Below are 22,627 nucleotides of genomic sequence, written 5' to 3' on the forward strand. Positions count from 1 at the left end.
GAAATGATTATGGATTTTTTTCAAAATAATAAATATTAAATAAGAATTATGTGCAAATTGCTAGTCAATGATTATAACTCAAAGAAAAGGTGTCGTTATGCGCTGTTCGCAATCTTTGGATTTATAGGTGTTGGTCTAGCAGCGTGTATGGTTAATAACGGCGAGAGTGACATCCAAGACATTGCTAAGAGTCAATCCGAGAATAAAAATATCGTATATTTTAGCATCAATCTCTATAGCTACCTGGAACGTCCAATATTTGATGTCACTCTTAATGGCCGCCATATTGGTGTAGCAGGTGGGCAGCCGCACAGAGGCAGAGGCGGAATTATCACAGGTGTGCCCGTGCCACTGGGTGAACAAAAAATCACATGGAGATTGGATGGCCCTAAAGGAATGCCAGGAAATGGTGAAACAGTGCATGCCATTAATACACCATTTTTAGAGTTACCAGATTCAAAGCTTACCTACCTTGGTGTGCATATTTATCCGGATAATTCAGTGGAGCTAGTACCCGAGGAGTTCTGGCCTGAGAAAACTGAGCGTGGCATGGAAATTAACAGGCAATGGGAGCAAGATAATGAGTAGCTGTTCAATGCAGCAAGCGGCTGCAAGCACACGAGATATCAAAGATACACCGCCATCTTCAGCACAGGAATGCAGCGATGTTATTCATATTTCTGTATTCTTTGATGGAACAGGTAACAATAAAGATATTGATGACGATCTTGAAAAACTGAGTAATCCAGCCCGTATATGGCAATCAGCAGACATGCTTTCTGCAAAAAAAGCACCTTATTATGCAATTTATATTTCTGGGGTTGGGACTCCATTTAATGGAGAACCACTTTTCGCAGGTGATCAGCATCTTATAGATATTGAAGATAAAGATGCCGTCGGTGGTGCATTTGGCGCTGGAGGGGGGCGTCGGATTAATCATGGTCAGCAGCAAGTCAACGATGCACTGCGTAGTGCACTGCTGAGCCGTGCAGAGCAATTGGGGGGGCAGGTGCAGCGCCATGCCAATGCAGCCAAAAAGCAAAGCTTTGAGGATGTGAATCTACACCTAAAAAAACACCGTTTGATCAAGCAGATTAATGTTTCTATTTTTGGCTTTTCGCGCGGTGCAGCTTTGGCGCGTGCTTTTAGCAACCAATGGCTTTGGAAGTGTGAAGATAACCGGGGGAAACTGTTTTATGAAGGCCACCCGATTCGCTTTGTATTTCTGGGCCTGTTTGATACGGTTGCCTCTTTTGGCCTGCCCGCCGCAAACTTGGCCAATGACTGGAAATATGGCGGTTTCAAAGGCCGTGATCTGGTGGTGGATGACCGCATTGAGCGCTGCGTGCACTATGTGGCCGCGCATGAGTTGCGCTTTTCATTTCCGGTAGATTTGATTCGCAAAGATGGCAAGCTCAACAGCAAATGGCTGGAGAAAACCTACCCCGGAGCGCACTCAGACGTTGGTGGCGGCTATGAGCCATTGAATCAGGATATTAGCAACAACTATGCGCGCATTCCCATGCGCGACATGATGAACGAAGCTCTCAAAAAAGGAGTCAGGCTTGTTCGGTACGAAGACATCAAATCCAGAAGTGAAAAAACTTTCCAAGAGCTCTTTGAATGCAAGCCAGCCACAGAAGCTGCGTATCAGGCTTATGTAGCTGCCTGCAACCCGAGAGGCAGCATTGAAGATTGCGTTCAAGCGCATATGGCCACGCTTTACAGCGCGTTTGGCACGCTCAAACGCCAGGGCGGTGAAAGCGTTACCCAGCGCGAGCACCGCGAAGGCAAATCCTGGGCTGGCGGGCGTGGCGATATGAGTTCCGAGATAGAAAAATATGAACGGGCAAAGCAGAATTTTGAAAACCCCAATCTCATTCAGGCGGTCAACCCCGGTTACATGATTACCCAGGGTGCTTACACCATGTGGATCAAGCCGCAAGACTGGCAACTGAAAGCCTGGTACAGCACTGCGCCGCGTGGTGTGATGGATTTCATCCACACCTATGTGCATGACTCCAAAGTAGGTTTTATGAGCAATGCAGAGCCGTTCAGTTATTTCAGCCAACGCGGTATCAGTGAATCGAATCGCAGTGTTTATGGCTGGATTGAGCACAATGTCAACCGGCCCGTAGATCAGGCGGTAGAGACTGCTACCGATTACGCCTCAGAAAAAGTTGAGCAGGCCAAAAAGGTGGCGAGTGAGACCGCAGACAAGGTGCAATCTGCCGCCAAGGAAACGGCTGAGAAGGTGTCTCAGACCGTGGATGACGCTGTCGAATACGCATCAGAGAAAGCTGAGCAGGCCAAAAAAGTAGCGAGTGAAGCCGCTGACAAGGTGCAATCTGCTGCCAAGCAGGCTGCAGACAAAGTTTCCCAGACCGTTGATGAGGCCGCAGATTACGCATCCAAAAAAGCGGCGCAGGCCCAAAGGGCAGTGACTCAGGCAGCAGAAAAAGCGCAAGCCACGGCCAAGCAGGCAGCGGAAACAGTGCAATCGACCGCCAAGCAAGCAGCTGAGAAAGCGCGTCAGACGGCAGCATCAGCCTCCAAGGCTGTGGGCGAAGCAACGCAAAATGCGATGAATCAGCTTGAAGAAGCGTGGAATAACTTGAGTTGGTGGTAAGCGGCGTGTGTAGTGGTGCAACCATGATTGGCTAGCACCTCCCAGATACATGGTTGCCAAGCCTTATCGTGACCGCAAATTTGCAATTTACGGGGTTTCGGTGCCGGCTTCTTTTTCTGTTTCTCGCAGGGTTGCTCATCACCGTCGAGGTGCTTTCTCTTGAATTCAATGGGCTGAATTCATTCTGCCCATTGATTTGCGCAACTTCTTCACTTGGGAGCAGGCGCATCCGGCTGCCGCCATGGTGATGCCTTGGCAAAAGCCTCCAGCGTTGCGCAGTGGGCATCTATGGCTTCAATGCGCGGCCAGCGTGATAGCTCTACCTTGAAGCGGCGGGCGCTTTCCACCTGGGGAATCAGATAGACATCAGCGACTGTTGGGGCGTTGCCCCAGCTGAAGGCGCCGCGATGGGGCTGTTGCGCCAGCAAGGCCTCGTAGGCATCAAAGCCAGCGGTGATCCAGTGACCACACCATGCATTGACAGCCGCCTCATCGGCACCGAATTGCTGGCGCAGATACTGCAGGATGCGCCGGTTGTTGACGGGGTGGATGTCGCAAGCCACCAGCGCCGCCAGCGCACGCACCTGGGCGCGGGCATGGGGATCAGAGGGCAGCAGGGGCGGGGCTGGATAGCGCTCTTCCAGCCATTCGATGATGGCTGGTGACTGGGTCAGCACTTCGCCGCTGTCCAGGACCAGGGCAGGCACCAGACCCTGTGGATTGATGGCGGTGAACTCTGCTTGCAGGTGGTCTTCGGCCAGCAGGTCCACAGGAATGTATCCGGCTGCCACCCCTTTGAGGTTGAGCGCAATGCGAAGGCGGTGCGAGGTGCCACTGCGAAAGTAGTTGTAATGCTTCATTCACTGCCTCTCGCGCTCAAACGGGCTGCTTGGCGGGCAGCACAGTGCCCCGGCATTCACCAAAACCGATGCGTGCAAAGCCTTGTTTTTCACACCAGCCGCGCAGCACGATGGCATCACCGTCTTCAAGGAAGGTGCGCTTTTCGCCATTGGGTAACTGGATGGGGTGCTTGCCGCCACTGGTCAGTTCAATCAAGGCACCAGCCTGATCAAGGGTGGGGCCGGACAGGGTGCCGCTGCCCAGCAGGTCACCAGGCTGGAGGTTGCAGCCATTGACCGTGTGGTGCGTGACCATTTGCGCCATGGTCCAGTAGGCATGGCGGTAGCTGGTCAGGCACAGGCGTGTTTCAGACTTCGGGTTCTGCTCGCGCATCTGCCGGGTTTGCAAGCCTACCTCCAGCTGGATGTCCAGGGCGCCCTGGTTGCGGTTGGCCTCGCTGTCCAGATAGGGCAGGGGCTGTGGATTTTCTGCAGGGCGCTGCAGGGCGGCGCGGTAGGGCGCCAATGCTTCCAGGGTAACCACCCAGGGAGAAATGGTGGACGCAAAGTTCTTGGCCAGGAATGGACCCAGAGGCTGATATTCCCAGGCCTGGATGTCGCGGGCTGACCAGTCGTTGAGCAGGCAGATGCCGAAGACATGATCTTCGGCCTGGTCAATAGAGACAGGACTGCCCAGCTCATTGCCCTGACCGATGAAGACGCCCAGCTCCAGCTCGATGTCCAGCCGCTTGCTGGGGGCCAGCACGGGGGCATCTGCATCAGGCGCCTTGATCTGTCCGCAGGGGCGCGCAAACGCCTGCCCTGAGACCGCAATGCTGGAAGCGCGGCCATGGTAGCCAATCGGCACCCAATGGTAGTTGGGCATCAATGGATTGTCAGGGCGAAAGAGGCGGCCGATGTTGGTGGCGTGGTAGATCGAGGTGTAGAAGTCGGTGTAGTCACCGATCTGCGCTGGCAGGCCGTATTCAACATCGGACTGCGCCACCAGGCAAGCCTGCAAGGCGGACTGCTCAGCCGCCCCCTCGCGCAAGGCACGCGACAGGGCCAGGCGCAGGGCGCTCCAGTGGGTTTTGCCCAGCGCCATGAGGGCGTTGAGCGTGGGCTGGCAGGCCGCTTGCAGGGCCTGTGTGGCATCTCCTGCAAAGACGCCAGTGCGGGCTGCTGCTGTCAGGTCCAGCACCTGGCTGCCAATGGCAACGCCCACGCGCATGGTCTCGTTGCTACCCTTGCGCCTGAAGCTGGCAAAGGGCAGGTTTTGTATGGGGAAGTCGCAACCGGCCTGGTTGGCGCAGGCTACCCAGCTACGCAGTTCGGGGTCATGGGTTTCGTTCAGGAGTGTGGTCATCGTTGGCACTTCAAACACGGGGCATAAAAACACAAGCCGCAGTGGCCGTGACGGCGCGCACTGCGGGTCAAATCAATAAATGCTGGGGCAGTCTTACTGCTTGCCCAGGCTGCCGTCATGCATCCAGGCAGCGTGCCGAGGTGCACGCTTGGTCTGGCTCCACTCCTCGAGCATGGCCCATTTCACTTCATCGAGCTTTTGGTACATCTCTGGAGTGCCCACTTCGGCGGCTAGCTCAATACGGTGGCCATTGGGATCAAAGAAGTAAATGGAGTGAAACAGGGTGTGATTCACCGGGCCGATGACGGAAATACCTGCCGCCTGCAGACGTTCCTTGGTGGCAACCAGCACGTCCATCGATTCCACACGCAAAGCCAGGTGCTGCACCCAGGCCGGGGTATTGGTGTCGCGGCCCATTTGGGGCTGTGTGGGCAGCTCAAAGAATGCGAGGATGTTCTCGTTGCCTGCATCCAGGAAGATGTGCATATAGGGATCAGGCGCTTTGGTGGAAGGCACTTCGTTTTCGGCAATGGCCAGCACGAACTTCATGTCCAGGTGCTGGGTGTACCACTCGACGGTCTCTTTGGCGTCTTTGCAGCGGTAGGCGACATGGTGGATTTTTTGAATCAGCATATGGCTCGCCTTCTCTTCCTAGAAAGTGTGTGTGAGCCCGACAGAAATGGCTCGAGCATTCTGGTTGGGTGCAGTTTCGTTTGCTGAGAGGGTGCCTAATGGAACCATGGAAGCGCCGTCGCGATTGCGGCTATACACACCCATCAGATAGACACTGCTTCGTTTGCTCAGGTGGTAGCGCCCGATTGCGGCCAGTTTTTGGCTCTTGCCGATAGAAGCTCCGCTGGCGTTTTCTGTTTGAGACGCGGACAGGGACACCCGATATTCCATGGCATTGCGGCGCATGGTGCCGCCCACCAGCCAGCCGTCTTGCCTAGTACCAATGCCTTCGCTGCTGCGGGTATACATGCCCATGAGGACAATCTCCCCCATCTTGTAGCGGCCACCCAGCACATATTCCTTGATGTCGTCCTTGGAAGCGTTTTTCATCCGGCCTGCTGCCAGACCGATCTCGGCATTACCTACTCGGTAGGCCAGACGTCCGGCCAGATAGTCGCCATCTGAAGCGTTGGATGTGCCTGATGCGTTCTCACCCATGGCATACATGAACTGGCCGGTGAGCGCTCCCTGCGCAGGCAGCCAGTATTCCACCGCATTGGAATGTCGCAGTCCTGCAGGGCTGTAGCCATAAGTGGCCAGTGAAGACTGGGCTGCCTGGGATGCGCCCACACCGCCTCCCATAAAGGGATCGTAGGCAATGTATTGCCGATAGGTCGGGTTGAAGTTGCGGCCCAGACGCAGTTCACCCCAGGCTCCCTCCAGCCCCACCCATGACTGGCGATTGAATGTGAGAGGACCTGCGGAGATGGCACCGGATGCCTGGTTGTTGGTATTGCTGGCAGAGCCAGTGCCGGTATCGTGAGCCAGACCCGCTTCCAGCGCGAAGTTGGCCTTCAGGCCCGAGCCCAGGTCCTCTGTCCCTCGAAACCCCAGGCGAGGGGCCGAGAGATCGCCCGAGCGCAGCGCCGACTTGCTTTGAACAGCCTTGGCATAAGAGACACTGGCATCCAGAATGCCGTAAATAGCGACGTTGGATTGCGCATGCGCGCTAATCATCGTGCCCAGCAGGGCGGACACGGCCAGGGCCGTGCTCTTCACAGGAAATTTCACGAGATTGTCTCCTTGTTATATGCGCAGCCTTTGAAGGCGCGTTGTTGTGTCGCAGGTTCTCATTCCAAAGTCAGCGCCCAGGAACCTGCGTGGTGGTGGGTGGGCTGTAAATCGCAAGCGCAAGAACTCCTGGCTGAAGACTTGTGCCATTCAAAGCTTGGTACGCCCGCATCGATGTGCCGGACGCCATGAAAAGAAGTTGGAATGCCTGCACGAACGTACAGGCCGGATATGTTTAGCGGTTCACGTCAATCACCACTCGGCCGCGCACCCTGCCTGCCAGGATTTCCTGCGCCAGAGCTGGCAGATCGGTCATGGGTGCGACGGTGGTCAGCGCATCAAGCTTTTCCAGCGACAGGTCGCGTGCCAGACGGTCCCAAGCCTTCAGGCGCTTGGGGATGGGAGCCATCACCGAGTCCACGCCCAGCAGTGCAACGCTGCGCAGAATGTGCGGCAGCACGGTGCCTGGCAGATCCATGCCCCCGGCCAGACCACATGCCGCCACGGCGCCGCCATACTCGACTTGCGCCAGCACATTGGCCAGCGTGGTGCTGCCAACGGAATCCACGGCGCCCGCCCAGGTCTCGCGCTGCAAAGGCCGTACGACACCTTGCAGGGTTGCGCGGTCAATGCACTCTGCCGCTCCGAGGCCATGCAGGTAAGCATGGGTGTCGGCGCGCCCGGTAGAGGCCACCACGTGATAGCCAGCCTTAGCCAGCAGCGCCACAGCGACAGACCCCACGCCTCCCGCTGCACCCGTGACCAGTACCTTTCCAGCACCGGGTTGCATATGGCCCCATTGCTCGAGTGCTTCCACGCACAGCGCTGCGGTGTAGCCGGCTGTACCGATAGCCATGGCCTGAAGGGGGGAGAATGCTGCGGGCAAGGGGACCAGCCACTCGCCCTTGACACGCTGAAAGCGTGAGAAGCCGCCCCAGTGCAGTTCCGACAATCCAAAACCGTTGAGCACGACCATATCTCCCGACTGCCATTGGCCGGTGCTGCACTCCACCACCTTGCCAACGAGATCGATCCCTCCGACCATGGGCAGCGAACGTGCCACTTTGTTGAGGTTGCCGCTCAGCGCAAGGCCATCCTTGTAGTTCAGCCCGGAATACTGGATTTCTACCAGGGTGTCATGGTCTGGCAGATCGCTCAGTGAGAGCTGCTTGAAAACTGTGACGGCCTTGCCTTCGGCTTCTTCAATAACGACTGCGGGAAAAGTGGAATTCATGGAGTCTCCTTTAAAAATATTGTGTTTTCAAATGCTCAAAGCTGCGCTGGCGTCTGCGTTCAGACGTGCGCCACGCACGGTGTCGATCAACTCTTGAATACTGTCTTGCAGTAGTTCATCGCCGCGCCAGGCGACGTGACCATCGGGGCGAACCAGCACCCAGTTGCGTTGATAAAGCGCGCGAATTTCCGGCTGTTCAATACATTCCACACGCAGGGGCATGCCTACGACCTGAGCCGCTTGGAGCAGGGGCTTGCTTTGTGCCACATCTGTACCGAAGCACAGCAGCACGAAATCCTTGCCAAACAAATCAAGTGTCGATCGGCCATCGGGTAACCAGGCATGCGGAGCACGGTGACCTGGGCGTGCCGTTGGCTCGTAGAAGCTTGGATGGTCTCCTGTGTTGGGAGAGCCATCGGGTATCACGATCGGCGACTTGTCATAGCGGTAGCCCAGCGCAATACCTTGCGAGCACCATTCCTGGTGCAGCGACACCTGCAGTGAATCGCCAATATTGCGACGCGCAGCCTGGCCCAATGGGCCTTCGTCTGCCACATTGCCCATGCCAGCACCCACCCATGCGTTGTAGTTTTGCGTGGCACTTCCGAGATTGCGCAAGGCCACGGGGCGGCGTTCCAGCGTATAGGCTTGCAGCAGATGTTTGCCGCCCCAACCATTGATGCAGGCTGCCAGCATCCAGCTCAGATTTGTGGCATCGCCTATGCCGGTATTGAGGCCGTGTCCACCTGTTGGCGAAGTGGTGTGCAGCGAGTCACCAGCCAGCATGACACGCCCTTGCCCGTAGGTGCGAGCCAGCGTCTGCGCTCGGCGCCAGGGCACCATGCGCTCCACGACATATGGGATGTCCAAGCCACCAAATGCCCGACGAATGACTGGCGTGATGTCGTAGGTGTCCGGATTGAGCGATGATTCCGCACCGACCACCGTAAATCGCCACAGGCCACGGCCATCCACCGACGTCATGTTCGCCCAAGTCCCTTCGGGGCCGATGAACATGAAGCGCTCAAGACTGCCAAAGTCGTGGTACTGCCCGAGGTTGTCGATACGCAGCATGGCGCTGAGCGAGAAGTCCATCTGCTTGATCAGGTCGAAGGGAATGCCCAGTGCCTTGCGAATACCACTGGCCACCCCTTCGCATCCCACCAGATATTGCGAACGCACCTGGATGTTCTCGCCACTGTTCAGGTCGCTCAGCCATGAAGTCACCCCATCGTCATCCTGCTCGAAGCGCTCAAAGCGCATCCCATAGCGCAACTGCGCATGGGGATTGGCCTGCACGGCACGCGCCAGAATGGGATCGAACTGGTTCTGCGCACAGCGGCGCATCATCTCCGGTCCTACCGCGGGAGTTCCGCGTTCACGCGCAGAAGGCACCTTGCTGCGACCAATGTAGTGCCCATCCAGTGCTGTGCAGTACACGGTGTCACGTGCCTCGTCGTCGGGGTAGGCTGCAGATATCTCATCGACCAGTCCCCAGCGGCGGCAGTACTCCATGGTTCGTTCGTTGTGGGTGCCAGCCTTGGCCTGGACGACCAGAGCCGTTCCAGCCTCCTGTTCTGCAACCAGACACTGCACTCCCTGATGCGCCAGATCCAGGCTCAGGGCCAGGCCCACGGGGCCTGCACCTGCGATCAAAACCGGTATTTCAATCAGTTGACTCATTTTTTCTATTTGCTTGATTCACAAACCCGCAGGGGGTCAAACACTGGCCTTGCGCGCGCTCTGTGCAATGTCCTGCACAACGACATCGCTCAAACCAATTTCGCGCAGCACTTCTTCGGTGTGTTCTCCCAGACTGGGGGCATGTCGACGCACCACAGGGGGTGTGACACTCCAGCGCGTAGGCGCGCGCAGCTGTCGAATCACTCCTTCTGTCGGGTGCTCTACCAACTCAAACATGCCCACGGCATTGAGGTGCGGATCCTGAACGACGGTGTCCAGGGTGTGCATGGGTGCTGCAGGAATATCGGCCTGCCGCAACACCTCCAGCCACTCCTGTGTCGTATGCGCGCGCATACAGTCGGCCAGCTCTGCATAGAGTTCTCGCGCATGCGTGGTGCGGCTGCGTAGGCTCTGCACACGGGGGTCCGTATCGAATCGGTCGGGTTGCCCCACGGCCTCGAAGAAAGAGCGCCAGTGCTTGTCTGTATAGACAACTAGGCAGATGAAGCCATCCTTGGTGGCGTATGGGCGCCTTTCTTTGGTAAGGGTGCGCTGGTAGCCCATGGGACCTTCCGGCGGGTCGAAGGTCTGCCCTCCCATGTGATCCCCTACCGTAAACTGCGTCATGGTCTCGAACATGGGGACTTCAATGAACTGCCCGCGCCCGCTGCGCTCGCGCCATTGCACGGCAGCCAGCATCGAGATGGCTGCATGCAATCCCACAACACGGTCGTTGAAGGACAGCGGCACGTAGTGCGGCTGCTCCGAGCCTGCCTTCACCAGCATGGCGGGCATGCCGGTGAGCCCTTGCATCAAATCTTCGTAGGCAGGGCGGCCGGCATAAGGTCCATCGCTGCCGAAACCCACCAGGCTGATCCAGATCAGTCGGGGATTGCGCGCGGCCAGGTCTTCATAGGAGATTCCCAGACGTTCCAGGGCGGCGGGGCGGACATTGCAGATCAGTACATCGGACTGAGTGGCCAGCTCGATAAGCGCGTCCACGCAGACGCGCTGTTTCAAGTCAAGCACGATGCTGCGCTTGTTGCGATTGAGGTGCAGGAACAAGCAACCCATATCGGCATTGCGCATGGGGGGGATCTGGCGCGTGGTGTCTCCCTGGGGGGATTCGATCTTGATGACGTCCGCACCAAGATCCGCCAGGATCTGCGTGGCGTAGGGGCCCATGACCACATTGGTCATGTCCAGAATGCGAAGCCCTTCCAGAGCCATGGCTGGCAGACCAGCAATTGAGTGGGGGTTAGGCGCAGTGTGAGACATACTTATCCATCCAGGAGTCTGAGAACTGTTGTTTCTGGGCTTGCTTGAGGCCATGGGGGCCGTCGGTTTTGAGGATGTCGTCAAACAGTCGACCATCAGGGGCACGCGCCAGGCGACTCAAGGATTTGGTCGCCAGATCTGCAGCACGTCCGGCCAGTCGCCCTGCTGCGCGTCCACCCGCTTCTGCGGCACGGTTGATTGCCTGCTTGTTCGCGCACTGAGCCTCAATCGGCAGTCGCGCCATGCGCTCGGCCAGCGCCAAGCAAGCCTCTTGAAGGCTTGCTGCGGGCAGTTCGACGAGCGCGAGCCCGATGTCCACCGCAGTCGCTGCATCGATCAGTTCCCCGGTGAGGATGAGAAACTTGGCCCAGGAGCTTCCTATCATCGGCACAAGTTCCGAGCCTCCAGGATGGCCGAAGCGTCCTTCAGGCAGACCAAAGCGTGCATCACTGCCTGCGAGGACAAAATCGCACTGTGCAATCAGTCCCATGCCTGCGCCCAGGCATGGTCCGTTAACTGCTGCGATCAAGGGTTTCCGTGTCTGACGTACTGTCGTGTGGAACTCGTCCACCATGGAGATCAGTAGCTCGTCCTGCAGCGGGCCTTCGCCGGGAGGCAGACCGGAAAGGTCGCCGCCTGCACAGAATACCGGGCCATGGGCACGCAGAACAATCGCACCGATATTGCTGTCTGCGTCTGCTTGGCGCAGTGCGCGCGCAATGTCGTCACGGCTGGAGCCTGGTCCAAAGCCCAGAGCGTTGCGTTTTTCGGGGCGATCGAGAACGACATGCGCCACTCCGGACTGTTTGAGGAGCTGTATGTGTTTGTATTCACTCATATCCACAAAACCGTTCACTCTGGCTGAATGTTGTAGACGCGAACCAGCTCGCGGGACTGTTTCAGGTTCTCGCTGACCATGCGACCCAGCGTCTCGTGTTTGGTGATGCGCGGGACATAGCCTCCGTCAACGACCTTCTTGTGAAATTCCGGTGCCTGCAACGCCTTGCGAATGTCTTCACGCAGCTTCCCCAGCACATCGGCAGGAGTGCTGGAGGGGGCAAAAATCGCATACCAGGGGTCCAGCACAAGGTCATAGCCCTGGGATTGCAGCGTGGGTGTATCGGGCAAGGTTGGCCATGGTTTTTCGCTCGTCACACCAAGCGGGCGCAGGCGCCCGTTCTCGAAGAACGGTTGCATTCCTGCCAGCGTTCCCAAGAACAGATCAATTTCTCCAGCGACAAGTGCACGGGTGATCGGGGATGTGCCCGAGTACGGCACTAGTGTTGCCTTGATACCCAGAACCGACAGCATGCGTGCCGTATCCAGATGCTGCTGGCTGTTGGGGATGATGGCAACGTTGAGCTTGTCAGGGTTGGCCTTGCCATAGCTCACCATGTCTTTGAGCGTGGAGGGCGCCTTTTCAGGGGCGATAAGAAAGTATGGAGTAGAGGCAACCATGGCCACGGGGGCCAGATCGCGCTCCACATCGAAAAGTGGCGCCTTGCTCAGAGCGCCATGGGCCGAGATGGCAATGTTGGCCATCAGCAAGGTATGACCGTCTGGGCGCGAACGCGCTACAGCCTGTGTACCTAGGGCCGTGCCAGCACCGGGCTTGTTTTCAACCACCACCGGCTGCCCCCAATGGGTGGATAACAGCGGGGACAGGTTCCGCGCAAAGAAATCTAGTGGCCCCGCCGCCGGGGTGGGCACCACGAGCGTGACGGTTTTAGCCGGGAATGTGTCTGCTGCCGTGGCATTCCCATGAGTAATAAACCCCAGGGCTGTCACCGCCAGTACGCTGCACAGCTTGCACAGGCGATGCCTTGCATTTTTGTGATAGGTCAACTTTGTCTCCTTTGTGTATTTATGCAACGCATGCTAGGAAGCGACGGTTAATATGTCTAACTGATTATTTTTATAAAACTCATCAGGAATGCTTATGTTTTCATTTAAGCAATTGACTGTGTTTGACGCCATTGCGCGACTTGGCAGTGTCCGTGAAGCTGCCGATGAGCTTGCGATGACACAACCCGCAGCCAGCATGTCTTTGCAGCAGCTGGAGGCATTTCTAGGCACAGAGCTTTTTGTCCGGGTGAACAAGCGCCTTGTTTTGAGTGAGCGCGGAAAACAGTTGCAGCCCATGGCTCGCTCCCTGCTCGTGGAGGCGAGAGAAATCATGACGGCCATGAATTCGGAAACCCACAACGAGCAGATTCGTGTGGGGGCCAGCCCGACCGTAGGTGGCTACTTATTGCAGGATATCTGCAGCGAGTTCATGCGCAACCATCCACAGGTACGCTTGAGCATTTCAGTGCTGCCGGCTTTTGATGTGATCAGCCGCGTGGATGAAATGGCGCTGGACATCGGCCTTATTGAATTTATTACCGTCCGATCAACGCTCCAGATGAGAAGGTGGCGCCAGGAAGATCTCGTCGTTTTCTGCTCTCCACAGCATCGACTAGCGGCCAACAAAAAGTCTCTCAAGGCCACTGATCTAAGTGATCAGCGATGGTGTTTGCAGCACCGTTTCAGCGACACTCGTCGTCAATTCACGCTGGCTCTGCTGGAGCACATCGATGCCATGGATATCGTGCTTGAGAGCGACAGCCTCAGGGTGTTGAAGAAAGCAGTTGCTTCCAACATAGGCATGGGCTGTCTGCCGCGCCCCTGTATTGCTGGTGGACTTGCCAGCGGACAACTTGTCGAGTTGCCTATTAAAGATCTTTCGCTGAGCATTCCAATTTCCATCGTTACACGCCAAGCAGTGCGTAAAACAGCACACCATATGGATTTCATTCAGACCGTATTGGGATCCAGTCAGAGCGCATAAAAGTAAAAGTTACCTTTCTGGCATCAAGTTGTTTCATCACAAGGTGTTCATTTCAAGGAGCCAACGACCTCCATGCAGCAATCAACAGTCGGTCAGACGAGCTGTTCGCCACGCTGCAGCCGTGGCCCAACAGATATCTGATGGTGAGGCATGGATGAAAGCAATGATCGATAGCGTCATTCATGCCACCATGATGGTGGACTGAAGTACACCCAGGCCTGACGTTCGATCCGTAGACGATTGTTGACCTGAAGCCAGCCGTTGGGGATCGATGCCTTGGCATTCGGGATGGCTGCAGTCTGGCTGAGGCCAGCGGTTCGACCTCCGTACATGAACTGCTGCAATCGCTGCAAGGCAGAAGTTGGATGTCTGAGCTGTTAGGTCAATGCCCACGCTGCCATTGACAGGGCAATGGTGATCAATACCCCCCCTGAGATGAACTCCAGGTATGGCAATGCTGATGCAAAGCGCTTAAGGACGAATTGATTGCCTACAAACACGGCCACTGCCAGGTCCCATAGCAAAACCACCCCAACCATCCAAAGTCCGTAGAACCATGCTAGATGCGGCTGCTTTAAGGGGCCAGCCAGAGCAGCAGCCAGACTGCCATAGAACAGTGCATTCTTGGGGTTTAAAACACCGGACAATAAGCCCATGCCGAAGGCTTTACTCCATTGCACACTATCCAAATCTGCGATTGAAGGTTGCAGATGAGGCTGATGTTTCCTGGCAGTGCGCATAAAAAGCTGGCCCAAGTACAGCAAGTAAGCAATCCCCAGCCACTGCACAGCAAGCATGACGGTACTGTCATGCTCAAGCATGCCGATGCCAGAAAAGGCGAGTGCAACAAAGAGCCCATTGGCAAGTGCTATTCCTAGGCATGCTCCGCTTGCGCTTCTCCAACCTGATCTGAGCGTTGTTCTGGTTATCAAAAAGAAATCAGGTCCTGGCAGCAGCAGTGCCATAAAGTGCGCGAGCGCAACCATCGCAAATTGTTCCATCACAGCATTCCGTTTATCTGGGGCTGCAGTGTGTAGAACCGGTTGGAGGTTGTATTGAAGAAAATTGCAGGCTATGCCCGGTAGTTGCCTGGCGTGCTGCCTGCCAGGCTTTTGAAGACTCGCTGGAAATGCGCTTGGTCTGAGAACCCTTGCGCGTATGCAACGTCAGCTAATGCTTGTCCGCAACGCAGCTGCTCCCGTGCAGCATTGATCCGCGCATTTTGTTGCCACGAATGAGGCGTCATGCCTGTAAGTCGCTTGAATGCCCGAATCAGCTGGGTGCGGCTCAGTCCTGCGAGGCGCGCCTCTTCATCCCAGTCGATTTCAGCAGAAGGCGTTCTCTGGATTTTTTGTAGAACAGCCTGCAACTCTAGGCTTACGTATCGCACTGAAGCTGCATTGGGCATTTTTTCCCATGAGGCTGCCTGGCAAGATTCAATTAAGCCGGTCAGCGCATCATGCTTGCGCTGCATCGGCGCTTGGCTGAACAAGAGATCTGTCAGGGCACAAAATCGAGAGTAAAGGCCTGCATCGTTGCTGATGAGAATTTCTCGCGCTGTATCTGTCGTGAACGCAGATGGTTGTTCAAGCTGGCAGGCTTCGGCAATCCAATAAGGATCAAGGTAGAGCATCTGAAAGCTCCACGCCGTCGAAGGCAGTGGATTGCAGGCATGTCTGAAGTTCGCAGGGATCCAGACAACAGATCCTGCTGCTATCTGCTTGGCCATGTTGCCGTTGTCGATCAAGACGCTGGTGCCGATATCAACTGCACCAAAAGACACGGTTGAGTGCATATGCGGCTTGTAGCAAGCTCGACTATTTACTGAGCGCCGGGCCTCCAAATAAGGCATTGCGCAATCACGCCAAAACTTATCCTCTGTATGCATTTTTGAGATAGTACTTCGATTGCAAAGCGCTGCGAGTTCACTATCGTACCTGCGCACCAAGCAGAAGTTGGGACGAAATGCAGTTTGCGCTTGCGCATCCAACCGGTCAATGCAACAAACTTATCAGGTGCAGAAGCACCAACGCGGTGGCCCTTATGCACTGCAAATTTTTGTCAGTGCCTTCATTTTTCACAAGAAAGAAGCAAAGACGCAGGCATGCACTGCTGGATGTATTCCAGAAAAGATACAAACCATGCCAATGCCGCGGCATGTTTGCGGGAAACACGTATCTTTTTTGAGATTAGCATGTGTCCTTAGCAACCTTGAAAGCCTGCACAGTGCATTGCATGCAGGCAAGTGGATATGGAACTGCAGTCTCTACAGCCGCTGGCGCAGCAATTGTTTGCCGATATTCGTGGGCTGACGTTTGATGGTGTGGGCGTTACACGAGCCAGTTACGGCGAAGGCGAAAATGCCTGTGCTGCGCACCTGGAAAAATTTGCGCGTAGTGAAGGCCTGGATGTGGCCGTGGACCGCGCTGGCAACTTCATCTATTTTGATCCTGCGGACATACGTACCGATGCAGCCATCTGGTCTGGCTCGCACTTGGACTCAGTGCCGCAAGGTGGCAACTACGATGGTTTGGCCGGTGTGGTTGCCGGATTATTGGTGCTGATTGCGGCCAAACGCCAGGGGGTGACCTTGCCTGCGCCATTGAAAGTCATTGGCTTTCGGGGGGAAGAAAGCGCCTGGTTTGGCAAGGCGTATATGGGCTCTGGTGCGCTGTGGGGCAAGCTCAGCAGCGCAGATCTGGCGCTGAAACGCCGAGGCGATGGTGTCAGCCTGTATGACGCGCTGGCTGCTTGCGGGGCTGATATGGGCGCCATTGGCCGCCAGGAAAGACTGCTCAACCCTTTCGAAATTCGCGCCTATGTGGAGTTGCATATCGAACAAGGACCAGTCATGGTGGCGCGTGAGATCCCGGTAGGGGTTGTCAGCGGCATCCGGGGCAATGTGCGACACAACAAGATTGAATGCTTTGGCGATGCGCAGCACTCGGGTGTGGTGCCACGCTGGCTGCGCAAGGATGCGGTTTTTGCAGTGTCGGACTTGATCGTGCGACTGGACAATCACTGGCGTGCTTTGCTGGAGCGTGGTACCGACCTGGTTGTGACTTGTGGCGTGTTGCAGACCAACCCGGCGGAGCATTCCATTTCGCGTGTGCCAGGATATGCGCATTTCAGCTTTGAGGCACGCAGCAAAAGCAGCGATACGCTGGAGGCTTTCTACCAGTTGGTGCAGGCCGAGATGGCATCGATTGAGCGAGAGCGCGGTGTTAAGTTCGCGCTGGATAGGCGCTTGTTGAGCGAGCCCGCCGTGTGTGATGCGCAATTGTGTGATTTGATGGCCAAGGCCTGCCGTGATCGAGGCATTGCACATGAGCGCATTCCCAGTGGGGCAGGCCATGATGCTGCCTTGTTTGCCAATGGTGGCGTGCCATCAGCCATGGTGTTTGTGCGCAACCAGAATGGCTCGCACAATCCTCATGAGGCCATGGAGCTGTCGGACTTCATGCTGGGCACACAGGTGATGGCGGACACCATCGCCGCGATTGCGCCGCAGCCAGCCTCGCTATAGTCGCAGCCATGACGATGCCCAGTTTCACTTCACAGATTGATTACACCGCTATGGGTGATCGCCTGCGTGCCTATCGCATGGGCGCAGGCTTGCAAGCTGATGAAGTGGCCGAGAAGCTGGGGGTGTCGCGTGCGGTGATCTACCGCATGGAAAAAGGCGAGATCGTAAAAATTGAAACGCTGGAGCGGCTGGCTAACCTGCTAGGCAGCAGCTTGCCGTCACTGCTGGGTGTGGAAAGCGAGTACTACGCCTCTGCGGTGGCGCTGTTTGAACGCATGAGGCAGTTGGAGGCCAGCAGCGATCGCATCATGGCGCATTTTGAGCCCATCTCGGTGCTGCTCATGTCCGAGCAATACCTGGACTTTCTGGCGCAGATGCTGCAGGAGGCTTTGCCGCAGGATGCGGATCAGCAGCTTCACGCCCGGCATACCGTGCGCACCATGGATTTGCTGCGTGAGCGCAAGCGCAGCTTCGAGCAACGCAAGCCACATATTGTGAGTCTGGTGGGACTGCGTGATCTGGAGCGCTTTGTACAAACCGGCCTGATTGGCCGGCTTGATCTGCCCGAACAGCTGCGCAAAGCACGCCAACAAGCTGCCTGCCGTGAGGTGGAACGCATTGCCGCACTGATGGACAGTGAGCCCTGGTACGCACAGATTGGATTGGTGGATGACGCGATGCCATCGTCTACGTACCAGGTGTTGATCGGTACCAATCATCGTGTGCTGATGCAAAGCCCATTTCGGCTGGGCGAGCTGCCGAACGTGAGAAACGGCATTGCCATGGTGACTTCCTCGGCAGAGGCAGTAACCTTGCATGAACAAATGACGACCCAGCTGTGGGCTGGTGCCAGCAAAGGCAAGGAGGGGGCAGCACGTCTGCGCGCCATGCTGGAGCGGGCCTACAGCGAACATGAGTGAAGAGAGTTTTGAAATGACAAACCCCATGAGTCAGCAAGCTGCGGCTTGGTTGTTGGAAGCCGGTTGCGTGGAGGTGCGCACTGATGCTCCATTTGTATTGCCTTCGGGCTGGGCCAGTCCCGTGTATATGGATGCCACACGCCTGATTTCGCTGCCCACAATCCGCCGCGAATTGATGAAGCAAGGTGTGCAGCGTTTGCTGGATGCGGGCGCTTTGCAAGGTCTGAGTGCAGTGGCTGGTGGCGAGTCCAGTGGTATCGCATTTGCCGCGTGGTTTGCTGAAAAGCTGGATATGCCGCTGCAATACGTGCGCAAGCGTGCCGTTGGCAGCCGTCAGGTTGAAGGCATGGTGGAGCAAGATGGCAAAGTTTTGCTGGTGGACGATATGGTGTCTGCAGGCCAGTACAAGCTGAGCTTTATTGACGCATTGCGTGCGCAGGGCGCTCGTGTGGAAGACCTGTTTGTGGTGTTTGATTACGCCTGTTTTGGCTCTGATTCTGTGCTGGCGCAGCATGGGGTGCGCGTGCATGCGCTGTGCAACTGGCAAGATGTGCTGGCGATGGCTTTTCAGCGCGGTGGCTTCTCGGTGGAACAATTGGCAATCTGGCAGGCATTTTTGCAAGATCCGGCCAAGTGGTCTCTGGCGCATGGAGGTATTGGTCAGTAGGCGCTTGAGTGCCTGCCTGCCTGCCGAATCAAAGCGGCAAACAAAAACGCCTGCTCAATCAGCAGGCGTTTTTTTGCATATTAAGTGGCGGTAATGTTTAGGCAGCAGTCACGGCCTGTACATCATTGGCTGCGCTGGCGAAAGCCGATGCCACAGCATCAGGGCCCATGCCCAGACCTTCTGCACGCACGATGCGTACGTCGGTAATGCCAAAGAAACCCATCACAACCTTGAGGTAGCTCTCTTGGTGGTCCAGTGCTTGCAAGGCTTCGGTGGTGGAGTACACGCCGCCGCGGCTGGATGCAATGATGACGGTCTTGCCCTTTGCCAGACCTTCAGGACCTTCGGCGGTGTAGCGGAAAGTGCGGCCAGGTTGTGCCAGACGGTCAATCCATGCCTTCAGTTGGGAAGGAATGCTGAAGTTGTAGAAAGGTGCACCAATCACGACCACGTCGGCAGCCAGGAACTGGCTCACCAGTTTTTCGGACACAGCGTTTTCAGCAATTTGTTCTGCACTCAAGCCTTCGGTTTGGCCGGTACGGGGTGTCATGGCAGCCATGGTGAAGTGGTTGGGCGCATCAATCACCAGATCCAGGTATTCCACCTGCGTGTCAGGATGCTTGTTGACCCAGGTGTTGACAATCTGTTGTGTCAGTTTGCGCGAAGCAGAGTTTTCACCAGTGATGGACGAGTCAATGTGCAGCAGTTTCAAGAGAAGCTCCAAGGTTTGTTTTCAATGGGTGGAAGTATGCATTACATCCATTTGTTTGATTAGTCTTTAATTTTGCGATAGATTGTTCTGAATTTGGAACAATTTAGGGTGATGTGGATGCAAGATCTGAATGACATGCTGTACTTTGCCGAGGTGGTGGAACGTGGTGGTTTCGCCGCGGCAGGGCGAGCCCTGGGTATTCCAAAGTCACGTTTGTCACGCCGCATTGCAGAACTCGAGTCCCGTTTGGGAGTGCGTTTGCTACAGCGCACCACGCGCAAACTCTCACTCACCGAGGTGGGGTCTGCCTTTTTGCGCCACTGTCAGGCCATGCGCGATGCTGCGCAGGCAGCGCAGGATACAGTAGAGCAGGTGCAGAGTGAGCCGCGCGGGACAGTGCGTGTCAGTTGCCCTGTGACCTTGTCGCAAACGGTTCTTGCCCCTTTGATTCCACACTTCTTGGCACGCAATCCGCATGTGCGCCTTGAAATGATGGTGGTGAACCGGCCAGTGAATGTGGTCGAGGAGGGCATTGATGTGGCGTTGCGTGTGCGTGCTTCACTGGAAGACAGCGCCAGCATGGTGGTCAAGCGCTTGGATGTCACCCAGCAAATTCTGCTGGCCACACCGCAGTATTTGGCGCGCAAAGGCACGCCACAATCTCCTCAGGATTTACTGGAGCACGAAGTGCTGTCCATGTCGGCATTTGAAGGGGTGGCGCACTGGCGTTTACGCAGCGATTCAGGCGCGGAGGTGCAAATTCAACCGCATGCACGGTATGTGGCCGATGATTTGATGACCCTGAAACTGGCCGTGCTGGGAGGTGTGGGCGTAAGTAATTTGCCAGACTATATGTGCCAGCAGGAAATCGCCAACGGTGAGTTAGTGCGTGTGCTGCCGCAGTGGCAATTTCCACCCGGCATTGTGCATGCGGTGTTTAGCTCACGTCGAGGCCTGACGCCAGCAGTACGCAGTTTTCTGGATTTTCTGGGGGACTTCATGCCCGGCAGGAGCAGTCGCAAATGATTTTTTGAAAACGAAACACTTGCTGGCTCCTCGTCTTGTGCACATGAGGTTGCTCAGACTTGATGGCTGGCAGCAGTCATAAATTCCAACAAAGCGAACGGGAGACATATGCAGTCGTTTATCGACAAGGTTGTGGTCATTACGGGAGCTGGCTCAGGCATGGGGCGTGATTACGCGCTGGAGTTTTCTCGTTTGGGTGCCAAAGTGGCACTAAATGACTTCAATGCCGAGAGCCTGGAAGAAACCGTGCGCTTGCTGATGGCGAAGGGGATAGGGGCGCAACGCGTATACGCTCAAGCGTTTGATGTGAGCAATCGGGCACAGATGTTTGATTTCGCGCAGCAAGTGCAAGTTCAACTGGGAGCTGCACATGTGGTCATCAACAACGCAGGTATCAGTGGCAAGGGAAAATCGGTACTGGAGATGCCATTTGAGCAATTTGAAGCGGTCATGCACATCAACTTCAATGGTGTGCTGCATGGCACGCAGGCATTCTTGCCCCAGTTGCTCTCCAACGAGGAAGCAGCACTGGTCAATGTTTCGAGTGTGCTGGGACTGATTGGCATGCCCGCCAATGCAGAATACTGCGCTTCGAAATTTGCGGTACGGGGCTTCACTGAGGCGTTGATGGTGGAGCTGATGCAAACTCATGTGAGCGTGCATCTGGTACATCCGGGCGGCGTGCGGACCGGGATTGCTGACACCACCGAAAAGGGGCGCAAGTTTGCAGAGAAATTCCTGAAGACGCCTTCTGAAGAAATCGTCAAAGTGGTGATTGATGGCATTCGCAGGAAAAAGGCGCGCATTGTGTATGGACACCAATCGCGCAATGCATGGCTGCTGTCCTGGGCAGTTCCGCTGGGTTTGCGCACCCGCTTGTTGCAGCGGACCAAGCGCAGTATCAAGTGATTCATCGCATTAGAGCGTGCACTTCTGGCTTGCAAGTCCATCGAAAAAGACCGTGTATTCGTTGCGACAGCTACTGCGAAGCGGTGAAGAAGTTGGATTAGAATCAAGGAATAGGAATTATTCTTATTAATTGTTGGTGCTCCAACTGATAATTCTTGTAACTTCACACCGATTGGTGGAGCGCTGTAGTTTTGCGGCGCGATTTTCTCTGACTGAAAGCTTTTCAAAATGAAACTTTGGAAGACAGCTCTGTGCATGAGCCTGGTGGGCGCTGCTACCCTGGCCCAAGCGGCTCAACCTCAAGCCGTGACCGTGTATTCCTCGCGTATTGAGGCTTTGCTCAAGCCCACACTGGATGAGTACACCAAGCAAACAGGCGTGAAGATCAATCTGCTGACCGACCGTGGTGGCTCTTTGACAGAGCGTCTGGCTGCCGAAGGTGCCAGCTCTCCAGCGGATGTGTTGATTACGGTGGATATGGGCAATCTGTACAACGCTGCCCAGCGTGATCTGCTGCAAAAGATTGATTCGCCTACGCTCAATGCCAATGTGCCAGAGAACTTCCGCGATCCAGGCAGCCGCTGGTGGGGCCTGTCGCAGCGCGAACGCACCATTTTCTACGCTGCTGACCGTATCAAGCCTGAGCAACTGAGCACTTATGAAGACCTGGCTGACCCCAAGTGGAAGGGAAAGCTGTGCCTGCGCACTTCCAAGCAAACCTACACACAGTCGCTGGTGGCGATGATGATTGCCAAGCACGGTGTGGAAAAGGCCGAAACCATCACCAAGGGCTGGGTGAATAACCTGGCGGGCGATGTATTTACCAACGATGCCAGCTTGCTCAAGGCGATTGCAGCAGGTCAGTGTGACGTGGGCATTGCCAATACTTACTACTTTGGCCGCATCCTGTCCAAGGAGCCTGACTTCAACAAGCAAGTCAAGCTGTTCTGGGCCAATCAGGGCAAGGACGAGGGTGGTGCTCACGTGAATCTGTCGGGTGCAGGCGTGGCCAAACATGCGAAGAACCCAGAAGGCGCGCGCAAGCTGCTGGAATGGCTGTCTTCCGACAAGGTTCAGACTGCTTACACCCACGGCACTTATGAAAGCCCCATCAACAAGAATGCGGAAGAAGACCCAATCGTCAAGGCCTGGGGTGACTTCATTCCCAGCCCTTTGAACGCTGCCGACATTGGCTCACGCCAAGCTGAAGCGATCAAGCTGCTGGATCGTGTAGGCTATCGTTAATCGGTTCTCTTCATTAGGTT

At 56.0% G+C, this 22,627-nt stretch carries 22 protein-coding genes; 9 read left to right on the plus strand and 13 right to left on the minus strand.

What is annotated here, in order from left to right; genetic code table 11:
• Positions 1-147 precede the first annotated feature (147 nt).
• On the plus strand, positions 148-588 hold the full coding sequence (locus QEP11_RS13985) for a hypothetical protein (protein ID WP_284337251.1): 441 nt from the start codon (positions 148-150) through the stop codon (positions 586-588).
• Positions 589-772: 184 nt separating this feature from the next.
• Positions 773-2,629 (plus strand): T6SS phospholipase effector Tle1-like catalytic domain-containing protein, encoded by a 1,857-nt coding sequence (locus QEP11_RS13990; protein WP_413788737.1) that lies wholly within the window; start codon positions 773-775, stop codon positions 2,627-2,629.
• Positions 2,630-2,838: 209 nt separating this feature from the next.
• On the opposite strand, the gene maiA is transcribed toward QEP11_RS13990, so the two are convergent.
• The 9 genes from maiA to QEP11_RS14035 form a co-directional block, all read right to left on the minus strand.
• The gene (maiA, locus tag QEP11_RS13995; RefSeq protein WP_284337252.1) at positions 2,839-3,489 is read right to left on the minus strand and encodes a maleylacetoacetate isomerase; all 651 of its coding nucleotides are present in this window, start codon (positions 3,487-3,489) and stop codon (positions 2,839-2,841) included.
• Between the two features lie 16 nt (positions 3,490-3,505).
• The gene (gene fahA, locus QEP11_RS14000) at positions 3,506-4,834 is read right to left on the minus strand and encodes a fumarylacetoacetase (RefSeq protein ID WP_284337253.1); all 1,329 of its coding nucleotides are present in this window, start codon (positions 4,832-4,834) and stop codon (positions 3,506-3,508) included.
• 93 nt (positions 4,835-4,927) lie between these two features.
• Positions 4,928-5,467, minus strand: a complete 540-nt coding sequence (locus QEP11_RS14005; protein WP_284337254.1) for a VOC family protein — start codon at positions 5,465-5,467, stop codon at positions 4,928-4,930.
• Positions 5,468-5,485: 18 nt separating this feature from the next.
• On the minus strand, positions 5,486-6,577 hold the full coding sequence (locus QEP11_RS14010) for a porin (protein ID WP_284337255.1): 1,092 nt from the start codon (positions 6,575-6,577) through the stop codon (positions 5,486-5,488).
• Between the two features lie 235 nt (positions 6,578-6,812).
• On the minus strand, positions 6,813-7,811 hold the full coding sequence (locus tag QEP11_RS14015; protein ID WP_284337256.1) for an MDR family oxidoreductase: 999 nt from the start codon (positions 7,809-7,811) through the stop codon (positions 6,813-6,815).
• 27 nt (positions 7,812-7,838) lie between these two features.
• Positions 7,839-9,494 carry an FAD-dependent monooxygenase gene (locus QEP11_RS14020; protein WP_284337257.1) on the minus strand — a complete coding sequence of 552 codons (1,656 nt, stop codon included), beginning with the start codon at positions 9,492-9,494 and terminating at the stop codon, positions 7,839-7,841.
• A gap of 36 nt (positions 9,495-9,530) precedes the next feature.
• A complete protein-coding gene (locus tag QEP11_RS14025) occupies positions 9,531-10,772 on the minus strand; it encodes a CaiB/BaiF CoA transferase family protein (protein ID WP_284337258.1) in 1,242 nt (413 codons plus the stop codon).
• Entirely contained in the window at positions 10,753-11,610 is an 858-nt protein-coding gene (locus QEP11_RS14030; protein ID WP_284337259.1) for an enoyl-CoA hydratase/isomerase family protein, read from the minus strand. The genes QEP11_RS14025 and QEP11_RS14030 overlap by 20 nt, the downstream gene beginning before the upstream one ends.
• Before the next feature lie 14 nt (positions 11,611-11,624).
• The gene (locus QEP11_RS14035; RefSeq protein WP_284337260.1) at positions 11,625-12,617 is read right to left on the minus strand and encodes a Bug family tripartite tricarboxylate transporter substrate binding protein; all 993 of its coding nucleotides are present in this window, start codon (positions 12,615-12,617) and stop codon (positions 11,625-11,627) included.
• A 94-nt stretch (positions 12,618-12,711) separates the two neighbouring features.
• On the opposite strand from QEP11_RS14035, the gene QEP11_RS14040 reads away from it, so the two are divergent.
• Positions 12,712-13,602 (plus strand): LysR substrate-binding domain-containing protein, encoded by an 891-nt coding sequence (locus QEP11_RS14040; RefSeq protein WP_284337261.1) that lies wholly within the window; start codon positions 12,712-12,714, stop codon positions 13,600-13,602.
• 176 nt (positions 13,603-13,778) lie between these two features.
• Here QEP11_RS14040 and QEP11_RS14045 read toward each other — a convergent pair whose 3' ends face one another.
• From QEP11_RS14045 to QEP11_RS14055, 3 genes are all read right to left on the minus strand, one after another.
• Entirely contained in the window at positions 13,779-13,934 is a 156-nt protein-coding gene (locus QEP11_RS14045; protein WP_284337262.1) for a hypothetical protein, read from the minus strand.
• 45 nt (positions 13,935-13,979) lie between these two features.
• On the minus strand, positions 13,980-14,603 hold the full coding sequence (locus tag QEP11_RS14050) for a LysE family translocator (protein WP_284337263.1): 624 nt from the start codon (positions 14,601-14,603) through the stop codon (positions 13,980-13,982).
• A gap of 71 nt (positions 14,604-14,674) precedes the next feature.
• The gene (locus tag QEP11_RS14055) at positions 14,675-15,397 is read right to left on the minus strand and encodes an AraC family transcriptional regulator (RefSeq protein ID WP_284337264.1); all 723 of its coding nucleotides are present in this window, start codon (positions 15,395-15,397) and stop codon (positions 14,675-14,677) included.
• Between the two features lie 456 nt (positions 15,398-15,853).
• Between QEP11_RS14055 and QEP11_RS14060 the strand changes: the two genes are divergently transcribed.
• From QEP11_RS14060 to QEP11_RS14070, 3 genes are read left to right on the plus strand one after another with little or no spacing between them, the layout of a single operon-like run.
• On the plus strand, positions 15,854-17,128 hold the full coding sequence (locus QEP11_RS14060; RefSeq protein ID WP_284337265.1) for a hydantoinase/carbamoylase family amidase: 1,275 nt from the start codon (positions 15,854-15,856) through the stop codon (positions 17,126-17,128).
• Between the two features lie 8 nt (positions 17,129-17,136).
• Positions 17,137-18,048: a helix-turn-helix domain-containing protein gene (locus QEP11_RS14065; protein WP_284337266.1), complete on the plus strand. Its 912-nt coding sequence runs from the start codon at positions 17,137-17,139 to the stop codon at positions 18,046-18,048.
• A 13-nt stretch (positions 18,049-18,061) separates the two neighbouring features.
• Complete coding sequence (locus tag QEP11_RS14070) at positions 18,062-18,715, plus strand: orotate phosphoribosyltransferase (protein ID WP_284337267.1); 654 nt, start codon at positions 18,062-18,064, stop codon at positions 18,713-18,715.
• Between the two features lie 97 nt (positions 18,716-18,812).
• On the opposite strand, the gene QEP11_RS14075 is transcribed toward QEP11_RS14070, so the two are convergent.
• Positions 18,813-19,427, minus strand: coding sequence for an FMN-dependent NADH-azoreductase (locus QEP11_RS14075; protein ID WP_284337268.1), 615 nt, complete (start codon positions 19,425-19,427; stop codon positions 18,813-18,815).
• A gap of 117 nt (positions 19,428-19,544) precedes the next feature.
• Between QEP11_RS14075 and QEP11_RS14080 the strand changes: the two genes are divergently transcribed.
• The 3 genes from QEP11_RS14080 (at position 19,545) to QEP11_RS14090 (ending at position 22,607) form a co-directional block, all read left to right on the plus strand.
• Positions 19,545-20,453 carry a LysR substrate-binding domain-containing protein gene (locus QEP11_RS14080; RefSeq protein ID WP_284337269.1) on the plus strand — a complete coding sequence of 303 codons (909 nt, stop codon included), beginning with the start codon at positions 19,545-19,547 and terminating at the stop codon, positions 20,451-20,453.
• Positions 20,454-20,561: 108 nt separating this feature from the next.
• A complete protein-coding gene (locus QEP11_RS14085) occupies positions 20,562-21,362 on the plus strand; it encodes an SDR family NAD(P)-dependent oxidoreductase (RefSeq protein WP_284337270.1) in 801 nt (266 codons plus the stop codon).
• 228 nt (positions 21,363-21,590) lie between these two features.
• Positions 21,591-22,607, plus strand: coding sequence for an extracellular solute-binding protein (locus QEP11_RS14090; protein ID WP_284337271.1), 1,017 nt, complete (start codon positions 21,591-21,593; stop codon positions 22,605-22,607).
• Positions 22,608-22,627: the final 20 nt, after the last annotated feature.

Source organism: Comamonas halotolerans, from assembly GCF_030162935.1.
GTDB lineage: Bacteria > Pseudomonadota > Gammaproteobacteria > Burkholderiales > Burkholderiaceae_C > Comamonas > Comamonas halotolerans.

Coding starts and splice junctions, on each gene's coding strand:
- QEP11_RS14030 (WP_284337259.1), bottom strand. CDS start 11,610: ATGAGTGAATACAAACACATACAGCTCCTCAAACAGTCCGGAGTGGCG.
- QEP11_RS14060 (WP_284337265.1), top strand. CDS start 15,854: ATGGAACTGCAGTCTCTACAGCCGCTGGCGCAGCAATTGTTTGCCGAT.
- QEP11_RS14055 (WP_284337264.1), bottom strand. CDS start 15,397: ATGCACTCAACCGTGTCTTTTGGTGCAGTTGATATCGGCACCAGCGTC.
- QEP11_RS14025 (WP_284337258.1), bottom strand. CDS start 10,772: ATGTCTCACACTGCGCCTAACCCCCACTCAATTGCTGGTCTGCCAGCC.
- QEP11_RS14005 (WP_284337254.1), bottom strand. CDS start 5,467: ATGCTGATTCAAAAAATCCACCATGTCGCCTACCGCTGCAAAGACGCC.
- QEP11_RS14045 (WP_284337262.1), bottom strand. CDS start 13,934: ATGTACGGAGGTCGAACCGCTGGCCTCAGCCAGACTGCAGCCATCCCG.
- QEP11_RS14065 (WP_284337266.1), top strand. CDS start 17,137: ATGACGATGCCCAGTTTCACTTCACAGATTGATTACACCGCTATGGGT.
- QEP11_RS14050 (WP_284337263.1), bottom strand. CDS start 14,603: ATGGAACAATTTGCGATGGTTGCGCTCGCGCACTTTATGGCACTGCTG.
- QEP11_RS13985 (WP_284337251.1), top strand. CDS start 148: ATGGTTAATAACGGCGAGAGTGACATCCAAGACATTGCTAAGAGTCAA.
- QEP11_RS13990 (WP_413788737.1), top strand. CDS start 773: ATGCTTTCTGCAAAAAAAGCACCTTATTATGCAATTTATATTTCTGGG.
- QEP11_RS14020 (WP_284337257.1), bottom strand. CDS start 9,494: ATGAGTCAACTGATTGAAATACCGGTTTTGATCGCAGGTGCAGGCCCC.
- QEP11_RS14085 (WP_284337270.1), top strand. CDS start 20,562: ATGCAGTCGTTTATCGACAAGGTTGTGGTCATTACGGGAGCTGGCTCA.
- QEP11_RS14090 (WP_284337271.1), top strand. CDS start 21,591: ATGAAACTTTGGAAGACAGCTCTGTGCATGAGCCTGGTGGGCGCTGCT.
- QEP11_RS14015 (WP_284337256.1), bottom strand. CDS start 7,811: ATGAATTCCACTTTTCCCGCAGTCGTTATTGAAGAAGCCGAAGGCAAG.
- QEP11_RS14080 (WP_284337269.1), top strand. CDS start 19,545: ATGCAAGATCTGAATGACATGCTGTACTTTGCCGAGGTGGTGGAACGT.
- fahA (WP_284337253.1), bottom strand. CDS start 4,834: ATGACCACACTCCTGAACGAAACCCATGACCCCGAACTGCGTAGCTGG.
- QEP11_RS14040 (WP_284337261.1), top strand. CDS start 12,712: ATGTTTTCATTTAAGCAATTGACTGTGTTTGACGCCATTGCGCGACTT.
- maiA (WP_284337252.1), bottom strand. CDS start 3,489: ATGAAGCATTACAACTACTTTCGCAGTGGCACCTCGCACCGCCTTCGC.
- QEP11_RS14070 (WP_284337267.1), top strand. CDS start 18,062: ATGACAAACCCCATGAGTCAGCAAGCTGCGGCTTGGTTGTTGGAAGCC.